Below are 10,486 nucleotides of genomic sequence, written 5' to 3'. Positions count from 1 at the left end.
GGTCAGTCCGAGGGTCAGTCGGAGGGCCAGAGCGAGGGTCAGTCCGAGGGCCAGTCGCAGGGGCAGTCCGAGGGCCAGTCGGAAGGTCAGTCGCAGGGCACCAGTGAGGGCAACGGGAACGGCGGCAACGGGAACGGTGGCGGCAACGGTGCCGGCGGTTCCGAGACCGGCGGTTCCGATGGTGACGGCACCACCTGCACCCTCGACGGGGACAGCGTGACCTGCGCCGACAACACCGACACCGACAACGCCGGCAGCAGCGAGGTCGTCACCCAGGGTGACACCACGGAGGAGCTGGCCGAGACCGGTGCCGGCGACAGCCTGTTCCTGCTGGTCGGTGCCGCCACGATGATCGCGGGCGGTGTCGGCTTCCGCCTGATGCCGCGCCTGGTCGGCGGCGGCCGCAACACCGCCGTCTGAGGTCCACGCCCGGACGTCGGCGCGCACCACGGGCCCGCACCGCATGCGCCGCATGCGGTGCGGGCCCGCGCCCGTCCACGGGAGGCCCGAGGAACGCCGCAGGGGCCCGTAGCGCCGAGCGCCGCGGGCCCCAGTGCTTGCCGTATGTGTGTGCCGCGCTACACGGCGGCCTCGTGCACCACCCACACCACCGCGAGCAGGGCGACCAGCAGGGCGATCAGGGCTGCCGGGGAGATGGCCGCGAAGGGGTTCTCCTGCTGCATGCGGGCACGGTTGGCGCGGCAGACCGCGCAGCGGCCCTCGCTGACGGGGCCGGCGCAGTTGGCGCACACCAGTCGGTCGACTGTCATGCCGTCGCCTCCTCCCAGGCGGCCTGGCGGCCGCTCGATGAACAACGCGCGACAGGGGCGGTACGTTCCCGAGCCCCCCGACCACTGTGCCAGTTCCCGGGACGCCCGGCGCGTCCCGCGCGATTCCCGCGACTCCGAAGAGTGACGCATGTGGCCAATGCCTGCTTTGTCCCCCGGTGGTCTGTGAATAAACCCGTCATCCCGGACCGCGGACTGCGCGGGCCGCGGCCATTCGCGTAAGGTCGCCTCCGATCCCCTGTATCCGGAGTGCGACCGTGATCCGATTCGACAACGTCACCAAGACTTACCCCAGGCAGAACCGTCCTGCACTTCGGGACGTGTCGCTGGAAATCGAGAAGGGTGAGTTCGTCTTCCTGGTGGGCTCCTCCGGCTCCGGGAAGTCGACCTTCCTGCGGCTGATCCTGCGCGAGGAGCGCACCGACACCGGCATGGTGCACGTGCTCGGCAAGGACCTGGCGCGGCTGTCCAACTGGAAGGTGCCGCAGATGCGCCGCCAACTGGGCACCGTCTTCCAGGACTTCCGACTGCTGCCCAACAAGACGGTTGCCGAGAACGTGGCCTTCGCCCTCGAGGTGATCGGCAAGCCGCGCGGCACCATCCGCAAGACGGTCCCCGAGGTGCTGGACCTCGTCGGCCTCGGCGGCAAGGAGGACCGCATGCCGGGCGAGCTGTCCGGCGGTGAGCAGCAGCGCGTGGCGATCGCCCGGGCGTTCGTCAACCGCCCGATGCTGCTGATCGCGGACGAGCCCACGGGAAACCTCGACCCGCAGACCTCCGTGGGCATCATGCGGCTGCTGGACCGCATCAACCGCACGGGCACCACCGTGGTGATGGCCACCCACGACCAGAACATCGTCGACCAGATGCGCAAGCGCGTCATCGAGCTCGAGAAGGGGCGACTGGTCCGCGACCAGTCCCGCGGCGTCTACGGCTACCAGCACTGAGCCCAGGCCCCGCCCTGCACACCGCAGCCTTCTGAAAGGACAACATGCGCGCCCAGTTCGTGCTCTCGGAGATCGGCGTCGGCCTCCGGCGCAACCTCACCATGACCTTCGCGGTCATCGTCTCCGTGGCCCTCTCGCTCGCGCTCGCCGGCGGCTCGTGGCTCGCCCGCGAGCAGGTCGACTCGATGAAGGGCTACTGGTACGACAAGGTCCAGGTGTCGATCTTCCTCTGCAACAAGAACGACGCCAAGACCGACCCCAACTGCACCAAGGGCGCCGTCACCGAGGAGCAGAAGAAGGACGTCGAGAAGCAGCTCAAGGCGCTGCCGCTGGTGGACAAGTACTTCCACGAGAGCGCGGAGGACGCCTACAAGCACTACAAGGAGCAGTTCTCCGACTCGCCGCTGGCCGACTCGCTCACCCCGGACCAGATGCAGGAGTCGTTCCGGGTCAAGCTCAAGGACCCGACGAAGTTCCAGGTCGTCGCGAGCGCCTTCCAGGGCCGTCCCGGCGTCCAGGAGGTGCAGGACCAGAAGGCCCTGCTGGACAACCTGTTCGGGCTGCTCAACGGTATGACGCTGGCCGCGCTGGTGGTGCTGGCGTTCATGCTCGCGGTGGCGATGATGCTGATCGTCAACACGGTGCGCGTGTCGGCCTTCAGCCGGCGCCGCGAGACCGGGATCATGCGGCTGGTCGGCGCGTCCAGCTTCTACATCCAGATGCCGTTCATCATGGAGGCCGCGTTCGCCGGTCTGGTCGGCGGTGGCCTGGCCTGTCTGATGCTCCTCGTCGGCCGCTACTTCCTGATCGACCACGGCCTGTCGCTGCAGACCAAGGTGCCGCTGATCAACTTCCTCGGCTGGGGCGAGGTGGCCCAGGTGCTGCCGCTGGTGCTGGTGGTGGGCATGCTGATGCCCGCGCTGGCGGCCCTGATCGCGCTGCGCAAATACCTCAAGGTCTGATGCGCGCCAAGGGCGCTGTACGGCCAACTTTCCGTACAGCGCCCGCTTCTCGCCTAGACTGCCCGTCGTGCTGAGCCACTGTCCGCCCGGGAGACCACGTCGCCTGTGCCGCGCCGCGGCGCTGACGCTGGTCTTCGGCGCGGTCCTGGCGACCGGCGCCGCGGCGGGCTCCTTCGGGGACCTCGGCGGGGAGCGGCGGACGCCGGCGCACTCGCGCATCCCGGCCGGCACGGTCGCGAACACCGACGAGATCGCCGAGGCGATCGCGGAGGGCAAGGTCGGCCCGCAGGCCGCGGAGGCCCTGGTCAGCCGGAGCGGCGACCGGTGGTCCTCTTTCTACACGGCCCAGGAGTACGAGGGCTTCCAGCAGTCCCTGGACGGCCGCTACGTGGGAGTCGGCCTGTGGGTGCGGCGCACCGAGGACGGCCGCATCGGGATCGACCGCGTCCAGTCCGGCAGCCCCGCCGCCCGGTCCGGTGTGCACGCCGGTGACCGGCTGACGAGCATCGACGGCACCGAGGTCACCGGCCGTCCCGTCACCGAGGTGGTCGCCCGGCTGCGCGGTTCCGACTCCGCCGGCACGCCCGTCTCGCTGGGCCTGCGGCGCGGCACACGCTCCTGGGAGGTCTCCCCGCGGCGCGCCCTGCTGCCGACGGAGTCCGTACGGGTCCGGCACGTCCCCGGCGGCGCCACCGTCGTCACGGTGGACGCCTTCACCAAGGGCGTCGCCGAGCAGGTCGGCCGTGCGCTGGCCGGCCGGCCCGGTCACGAGGGCATACTCCTGGACCTGCGCGGCAACTCCGGCGGTCTGGTCACCGAGGCCGTCGGTGTGGCCTCCGCGTTCCTGGACGGCGGCCTGGTCGCCACGTACGACGTCCACGGCAGGCAGCAGGCGCTGTACGCCGCCGACGGCGGCGACACCGACACCCCGCTCGTGGTGCTCGTCGACGGCGGCACGATGAGCGCGGCCGAACTCCTCGCCGGCGCCCTCCAGGACCGCGGGCGCGCCGTCGTCGTGGGCTCCCGCACCTTCGGCAAGGGCTCCGTGCAGATGCCCAGCCGGCTGTCGGACGGCTCGGTCGCCGAGCTCACCGTCGGCCACTACCGGCTGCCCGCGGGCCGCCGGGTGGACGGCCGCGGGGTCGAGCCCGACCTGTCGGTCACCGGCGGCGCGGACGCCGAGTCCGAGGCCCTCGAGGTACTGGACGGCCTGGGCACGCCGGCCCGCTGACCGGCGCGCAAACCGGTACCCCCCGCCCCGCCGAGGTGCGAGAATAGCCGCGCTATGGCAAAGGAAACGGGTCGCAAACTGATCGCGCAGAACAAGAAGGCGCGGCACGACTACCACATCCTCGACACCTACGAGGCGGGCCTGGTGCTCACCGGCACCGAGGTGAAGTCGCTGCGCCAGGGACGCGCCTCCCTGGTCGACGGCTTCGGCCAGCTCGACGGCGGCGAGGCGTGGCTGCACAACGTGCACATCCCCGAGTACACCCAGGGGACGTGGACGAACCACTCGGCGCGGCGCAAGCGCAAACTGCTGCTGCACCGGGCGGAGATCGAGAAGCTCTTCCAGAAGTCGCAGGAGACCGGCCACACGATCGTGCCGCTCTCCCTGTACTTCAAGGACGGCCGTGCGAAGGTCGAGATCGCGCTGGCCAAGGGCAAGAAGGACTACGACAAGCGGCAGACCCTGCGCGAGCAGCAGGACCGCCGCGAGGCCGACCGGGCCATCTCGGCGGTACGCCGCCGGCAGCGCGGGCAGTGAACCACGCCCGCGCCGCGGGCGCGGGAATGCGCTGGCCACCGTGCGCGTTGGTCACGTACGATGGCATCAGCACCACCGGACGGTGACCGCCCGGTGTGCAGCTTGAAAAATCAACATGGGGATGATCGGTTTCGACTGGGGATGTCGAAGCAGGGGAAGCGAGCCGAGGAAGCGGCAATGATCTCGTAAACCATATGCCGAAAACAATAATCGCCAATAACAAGAGCGATTCCTCCGCCTTCGCGCTCGCTGCCTAATTAGCAGCTAGCCGAAGACTCCGCGGAGTGTCAGCCCGGGGCTGTTCCCGACCCGGATCCTGGCATCAGCTAGGGGACTAAACCACTGAGTCCGGCCACGGGGCTCGGTGGGAAATCAAACAGTGGCTGGGCCCGTCGGCGGCTTGTCCGCGTGACTGCCGGGGCCGAGAAAAGCACAGCGGACTGCGCTCGGAGAAGCCCTGGTTCTGCACCACAGGACGCGGGTTCGATTCCCGCCATCTCCACTGACCCAACGGAAGGCGATGCCTGCCGCGCTCTGCGCGGGAGGCATCGCCTTCCGTCGTTTCCGGGGGGACCGATTGCGTCAGGCCCGGTGCCGGGCCGTACGCAGGGAGGCCGCCGCGACCGCCGCGGCGGTGGCCGCGGCGACCGCCGGTATGGCGTACGCGGTCACCGCGCCCCGGTGCTCCACGACGGACCCCGCGATGAAGGAGCCCGCGGCGATGCCGCCCAGGAGGGCCGTGACGGCCAGCGTCATCCCCTCGTTGAGGCGGCCGGGCGGGACCCGGTGCTGGATCAGGGCCATGCCGTTGATCATCGTGGGCGCGGTGGCCATGCCCGCCAGCAGCAGTGCGGGGGCCAGCAGCCACAGACCGCCGAGGGCCGCCGCGGGCAGCGGGCCGAGCATGAGGACGGCCATCAGGGCGACGCTCGCGGCGAAGCGGCCTCCCGCGCCGCCGCGGGGACGGCGCAGATCGTACAGCAGGCCCGCCGCGCAGGAGCCCGCCGCCTGCAGGGCGAGCACCGCCCCGGCTGCCCCGCGGTGCCCCTGGGCGTCGGCGAAGGCGATCGTCGTGACCTCCAGGGCCCCGAAGACGGCCCCCGTCGCCAGGAACGTCAGCAGCACGGCGGGCACCGCGGCCCGCCCCGCTCCGGAGTCCCGGCCGGCCGCGCAGCGCGGTACCGGCGGCGGCTCGGTGCCGCGCTGCGCGGCGAAGAGCAGGATGCCGCCGAAGAGCAGCAGCGCCCCCGTCAGCGTGCCGGCCTCGGGGAACAGCGCGGTGCACAGGAAGGCCGCGAGGACCGGGCCGAGCATGAAGCAGACCTCGTCCGCGGCCTGCTCGAAGGAGTTGGCGACGTGCCGGGCCCGCTCGTCGTCGCGGTACAGGTGCGCCCAGCGGGCCCGCGCCATGCCGCCGGTGTTCGGCGTCGTCGCGGTGGCGGCGTACGCGGCGAACAGGGTCCAGACCGGGGCGTGCAGCCGTACGCACACCACGAGCGCCAGCGAGCCCAGCGCGGCGAGCCCCGCGGCCGGCACGGCCACCCTGGCCTGCCCGAGCCGGTCGACAAGCCTGGCGGTCCAGGGGGCCACCACCGCCGTCGCGGCGAGCCCGGTGGCGGTGACCGCCCCGGCCAGCGCGTACGAGCCGTACCCCGCGGCGATCATGACGACCGCGCTGACGCCGAACATCCCCATCGGGAGCCGGGCCAGGAGGTTCCCGGCGGTGAAGGCCCGGGTGCCGGGCAGGGCGAAGAGCCGCCGGTAGGGGGCGGCGAGGGTGAGCGCGGTCATGCGATCACCCTCTCGGGCCTGCCCCGGCGCGGTCCAACACCTGATCAGCGTCCATTGACGCGTTCGGGTTGTGAATCCCGGACGTGTTCAATGGGCGGATGCCGCACGCCATCGACCCGCGCCTGCTGAGGGCCTTCACCGCTGTCGCGGAGGAACTGCACTTCACCCAGGCCGCCACTCGGCTCCACGTCGCCCAGCAGGCGCTGAGCCGGGACGTGCGGCGTCTGGAGCGCGAACTGCGGGTCGAGCTGTTCGTGCGTACGACCCGCTCGGTGCGGCTGACCGCCGAGGGGGAGCGGCTGCTGCCGTACGCCCGGCGCGTGCTCGCCGCCCACGACGAACTGGCCGCCGCGTTCGCCCCGGCCGGCCGGCCGCTGCTCGTCGACATCGGCGCGCCCGTGGGCACCGGCCACCGGGTGCTGGCCGCCGCCCGCGCCGCCGCGCCCGAACTCGAACTGACCGCGCGTTTCCACAGCGGGCTCACCGGCGCCGCCGCCGGGATCCTCGCGGGCCGCCTGGACGTCTCCTTCGGCCGCGCGGCGGGCCTGGCCCCCGAGGTGCTGGACCGGCTGGAGCACCGGCCGGTCCGCCACGAGCGGATGGCGGTGCTGCTGCCCGCGGGCCACCGGCTGGCCCCGCTCGCCGAGGTGCCGCTCGACGGGCTCGCCGGGGAGTCCCTCTACGCCGCCGCCGGGAACCCGGACACCGCCGAGTGGACGGACCTGGCCCGGCGCCTCTTCCATGGCCGGGGCATCTGCGTCGCCGCGCCCTTCCCCGCCATCGACGGCCCGGAGGAGTTCGTCCGCCTGGTGCGCAAGCACCGCTGGCCCGTCCTGGCCAGCACCGAGTTCATCGACCTGCCCGGCTTCGTCCTGCGCCCGCTCACCGGTCCCGTACCGCTCGCCCCGGTCTCCATGGTGTGGCGGCGCGGACTGCGCCACCCGGGACTGGACGCCCTGCTCGCCGCCGCGCGGCGGCTCGCCGCTGAGGAGGACTGGCTCACCCCGCCGGAGGGCGCCTGGCTGCCGGAGCCGGACGCCCGCGTCATGGCGCCCCCGGCGCTCACAGGGGGCCCGGGCACCGGGTGAGAGCAAGGTTGCGTGACGGTCACCTCGGGCCATCGGGCGGAAACGCGGTGTTCCTACCGTCGTGGCATCACCCGACGAGCGACATCAGGGCCTGGAGGCGTCATGACTGCCGCGAGCACCACAGCACGCAAGGGCGGCCGCTGGATCGAGCGGTGGGACCCGGAGGACGAGGAGTTCTGGGAGGCCGGCGGCCGCCGGGTCGCCCAGCGGAACCTGTTCTTCTCCGTGCTGTCCGAGCACGTCGGCTTCTCCATCTGGACGCTCTGGTCGGTCATGGTGCTCTTCATGGGCCCGGAGTACGGCATCGACCCCGCCGGGAAGTTCTTCCTGGTCGCCATGGCCACGGCGGTCGGCTCGGTGGTCCGCGTCCCGTACACCTTCGCCGTCGCGCGCTTCGGCGGCCGCAACTGGACCGTCATGAGCGCGCTCATGCTGCTGCTGCCGACGGTCGCCGCCGCCGTCGTCATGGAGCCCGGCACCTCCTACGGCACCTTCCTCGCCGTCGCCGCGCTGACCGGGGTCGGCGGGGGCAACTTCGCCTCCTCCATGACCAACATCAACTCCTTCTTCCCGCTCCGGAAGAAGGGCTGGGCGCTCGGCCTCAACGCGGGCGGCGGCAACATCGGGGTGCCCGTCGTCCAGCTGGTCGGCCTGCTGGTCATCGGCACCGCGGGCGCCGGCCACCCCAGGCTGCTGCTCGCCGTCTACATCCCGCTCATCGTGGTCGCCGCCACACTCGCCGCCCTGTACATGGACAACCTGGCGCCCGTGCGGAACGACACCGGGGCCGCCGCGCTGGCGATCAGGGACGGCCACACCTGGATCATGTCCTTCCTGTACATCGGCACCTTCGGGTCCTTCATCGGCTACAGCTTCGCCTTCGGGCTCGTCCTGCAGAACCAGTTCGCCCGCACGCCGCTGCAGGCCGCGTCCATCACCTTCGTCGGCCCCCTGCTCGGCTCGCTGGTCCGCCCGGTCGGCGGGCGGCTCGCGGACCGCTTCGGCGGCGCGCGGATCACGCTGTGGAACTTCCTGGCGATGGCCGTCGCCACCGCCGTGATCGTCCTCGCCTCGGCGCAGAGGTCCCTGGCGCTGTTCTCCGCCGCCTTCGTCGCCCTCTTCCTCCTGACGGGCCTCGGCAACGGCTCCACGTACAAGATGATCCCGGGCATCTACGCCGCGAAGGCGGCCGCCATGGGGCTGACCGGCGAGGCCGCGGCCTCGTACGGACGGCGGCTGTCCGGCGCCGCGATGGGCCTGATCGGCGCCGTCGGCGCGCTCGGCGGTCTCGGCATCAACCTCGCCTTCCGGCAGTCCTTCCTCACCGGGGGCACCGGCACCCCGGCCTTCGTCACCTTCCTGGCCGTGTACGCGGTCTGCTTCGTGGTCACCTGGGCCGTATACCTGCGCGGGCCCGCGCCCGCCCCCGCCCCGGCCGCCGGGGCCGAGCCGGAGCCGCGGCTCTCCTACGCGGAGGTGTAGCCCCGGCGAACCGCGTAACAACGGGGAAATACAGGCGAACCCGGACCGTCACCGGGGCTTGGAACCATGCGCGGAACGGGGCGCGCGACTCCGGGACCCGGGACGGTCCCCGGCCTCCGTTGCACGTGTACCTCCGGCGGAGCGAGGCAGAGCCATGCAAGTGCGACACCCAGACGTCCTCCCCCTGGCGGGCTTCACGGTCGGCGTCACCGCGGCCCGCCGCGCCGACGACCTCTGCGCCCTCCTCGAACGGCGCGGCGCCGTCGTCATGCGGGCCCCCGCGCTGCGGATCGTCCCGCTGCCGGACGACACCGAACTGCTCGCGGCGACCGAACGGCTGCTCGACCGCGGCCCCGACGTCGTGGTCGCCACCACGGCGATCGGCTTCCGCGGCTGGATCGAGGCCGCCGACGGCTGGGGGCTCGGCGAGGCCCTGCTGGAACGGCTGCGGCACGTCGAACTGCTCGCCCGCGGCCCCAAGGTGCGCGGCGCGATCCGCGCCGCCGGGCTCAGGGAGTCCTGGTCACCGGCGTCCGAGTCGATGGCGGAGGTCCTCGACCGCCTGCTGGACGAGGGCGTCGCCGGCCGGCGCGTCGCCGTCCAGCTGCACGGGGAGCCGGTGCCCGGATTCAGCGAGGCCCTGCGCGCGGCCGGAGCGGAGGTCGTCGGCGTGCCCGTCTACCGCTGGATGCCGCCGGAGGACATCGGACCCGTCGACCGGCTCATCGACGCGGCCCTCGCGCGCGGGCTGGACGCGGTCACGTTCACCAGCGCCCCCGCGGCGGCCTCCCTGCTGGACCGGGCCGAACGCCGGGGCCTGCGCGGCGAGCTCCTCGACGCCCTGCGCCACGACATCCTCCCGGCCTGCGTCGGCCCCGTCACGGCGCTCCCCCTGGAGGCCCACGACGTGCCCACCTCCCAGCCGGAGCGCTACCGCCTCGGACCCCTCGTCCAGCTGCTCGCCGCGGAGCTCCCGGCGCGGGCGCGCCCCCTGCCCGTCGCCGGACGGCGCCTGGAGATCCGCGGCCACGCGGTCCTCGTCGACGGGGAGCTGCGTGCCGTCCCCCCGGCCGGGATGGCCCTGCTCCGCACGCTCGCCCGCCGCCCCGGGTGGGTCGTCTCCCGGGGCGACCTGCTCCGGGTGCTGCCGGGGGCGGGGCGCGACGAGCACGCCGTCGAGACGGCGATGGCGCGGTTGAGGGCGGCGCTGGGGGCGCCGAAGCTTATCCAGACGGTGGTGAAGCGGGGGTATCGCTTGGCGCTTGATCCGGCGGAGTGCGCTTCGGCGTGACCGGGGGTCGTGGTTGCGGTCCGTTGTTGTGTGCGGGTTGTCTGCGCCTGCGGCGGGCGGTTCTCCCGCCCTCCCGCCCTCCCCCAGCCTTCGGCCGGGGGGACCCCCAGAACGCTCGCGGTTGAACTCCACATCATTCGGCGCCGGGTCCGCCGCTCGTCTCCCCCAGCCTTCGGCCCGGGGGAGCACCCCGCCACAGCCCCACCCGTGGGGTGGGGCGCATGACGGCCGGAGGGGGGTGATGGGGGGCATCCCTCCCGGCACCGCTGGGAACTGCCCTCAGCAGGGGGTCTTTCGGCCGCAGGCCGGGCAAGGGTGCGTGCACCGGTGGCGTGGCCGACTTGCCGGCGTCGAGCCGGATGGTGTGGG

The 10,486-nt window shown here is 72.7% G+C and carries 9 protein-coding genes, 1 other RNA gene and 1 pseudogene; 9 read left to right on the top strand and 2 right to left on the bottom strand.

Annotated features, from left to right (window positions below):
* Positions 1–420, top strand: a pseudogene (locus tag CHF15_RS45320) (hypothetical protein); the annotation flags it as partial.
* Between the two features lie 158 nt (positions 421–578).
* Here the strand turns inward: CHF15_RS45320 and CHF15_RS39615 are convergent.
* Positions 579–770, bottom strand: a complete 192-nt coding sequence (locus CHF15_RS39615) for a hypothetical protein (RefSeq protein ID WP_089228794.1) — start codon at positions 768–770, stop codon at positions 579–581.
* A 275-nt stretch (positions 771–1,045) separates the two neighbouring features.
* Between CHF15_RS39615 and ftsE the strand changes: the two genes are divergently transcribed.
* From ftsE to ssrA, 5 genes are all read left to right on the top strand, one after another.
* Complete coding sequence (gene ftsE / locus CHF15_RS39610) at positions 1,046–1,735, top strand: cell division ATP-binding protein FtsE (protein WP_018564091.1); 690 nt, start codon at positions 1,046–1,048, stop codon at positions 1,733–1,735.
* Between the two features lie 44 nt (positions 1,736–1,779).
* Positions 1,780–2,697 (top strand): permease-like cell division protein FtsX, encoded by a 918-nt coding sequence (ftsX, locus tag CHF15_RS39605; RefSeq protein WP_089228793.1) that lies wholly within the window; start codon positions 1,780–1,782, stop codon positions 2,695–2,697.
* Between the two features lie 67 nt (positions 2,698–2,764).
* Positions 2,765–3,928 (top strand): S41 family peptidase, encoded by a 1,164-nt coding sequence (locus tag CHF15_RS39600; RefSeq protein WP_089228792.1) that lies wholly within the window; start codon positions 2,765–2,767, stop codon positions 3,926–3,928.
* 54 nt (positions 3,929–3,982) lie between these two features.
* Positions 3,983–4,465: an SsrA-binding protein SmpB gene (gene smpB, locus CHF15_RS39595; RefSeq protein ID WP_089228791.1), complete on the top strand. Its 483-nt coding sequence runs from the start codon at positions 3,983–3,985 to the stop codon at positions 4,463–4,465.
* 117 nt (positions 4,466–4,582) lie between these two features.
* Positions 4,583–4,970: a transfer-messenger RNA gene (gene ssrA / locus CHF15_RS39590) on the top strand.
* 77 nt (positions 4,971–5,047) lie between these two features.
* Here the strand turns inward: ssrA and CHF15_RS39585 are convergent.
* Complete coding sequence (locus CHF15_RS39585) at positions 5,048–6,256, bottom strand: MFS transporter (protein WP_089228790.1); 1,209 nt, start codon at positions 6,254–6,256, stop codon at positions 5,048–5,050.
* Between the two features lie 98 nt (positions 6,257–6,354).
* On the opposite strand from CHF15_RS39585, the gene CHF15_RS39580 reads away from it, so the two are divergent.
* The 3 genes from CHF15_RS39580 (at position 6,355) to CHF15_RS39570 (ending at position 10,117) form a co-directional block, all read left to right on the top strand.
* Positions 6,355–7,344, top strand: coding sequence for a LysR family transcriptional regulator (locus CHF15_RS39580; protein WP_089228789.1), 990 nt, complete (start codon positions 6,355–6,357; stop codon positions 7,342–7,344).
* A 102-nt stretch (positions 7,345–7,446) separates the two neighbouring features.
* Positions 7,447–8,826, top strand: a complete 1,380-nt coding sequence (locus CHF15_RS39575) for a nitrate/nitrite transporter (protein WP_089228788.1) — start codon at positions 7,447–7,449, stop codon at positions 8,824–8,826.
* A gap of 154 nt (positions 8,827–8,980) precedes the next feature.
* Positions 8,981–10,117 carry a uroporphyrinogen-III synthase gene (locus CHF15_RS39570; RefSeq protein WP_089228787.1) on the top strand — a complete coding sequence of 379 codons (1,137 nt, stop codon included), beginning with the start codon at positions 8,981–8,983 and terminating at the stop codon, positions 10,115–10,117.
* Positions 10,118–10,486: the final 369 nt, after the last annotated feature.

The sequence above is a fragment of the Actinacidiphila glaucinigra genome, from assembly GCF_900188405.1.
Classification (GTDB): Bacteria; Actinomycetota; Actinomycetes; order Streptomycetales; family Streptomycetaceae; genus Actinacidiphila; species Actinacidiphila glaucinigra.
This window is presented reverse-complemented; position numbering and strand designations above follow the sequence as displayed.

Coding starts and splice junctions, on each gene's coding strand:
- CHF15_RS39585 (WP_089228790.1), bottom strand. CDS start 6,256: ATGACCGCGCTCACCCTCGCCGCCCCCTACCGGCGGCTCTTCGCCCTG.
- ftsX (WP_089228793.1), top strand. CDS start 1,780: ATGCGCGCCCAGTTCGTGCTCTCGGAGATCGGCGTCGGCCTCCGGCGC.
- smpB (WP_089228791.1), top strand. CDS start 3,983: ATGGCAAAGGAAACGGGTCGCAAACTGATCGCGCAGAACAAGAAGGCG.
- CHF15_RS39575 (WP_089228788.1), top strand. CDS start 7,447: ATGACTGCCGCGAGCACCACAGCACGCAAGGGCGGCCGCTGGATCGAG.
- CHF15_RS39615 (WP_089228794.1), bottom strand. CDS start 770: ATGACAGTCGACCGACTGGTGTGCGCCAACTGCGCCGGCCCCGTCAGC.
- CHF15_RS39570 (WP_089228787.1), top strand. CDS start 8,981: ATGCAAGTGCGACACCCAGACGTCCTCCCCCTGGCGGGCTTCACGGTC.
- CHF15_RS39580 (WP_089228789.1), top strand. CDS start 6,355: ATGCCGCACGCCATCGACCCGCGCCTGCTGAGGGCCTTCACCGCTGTC.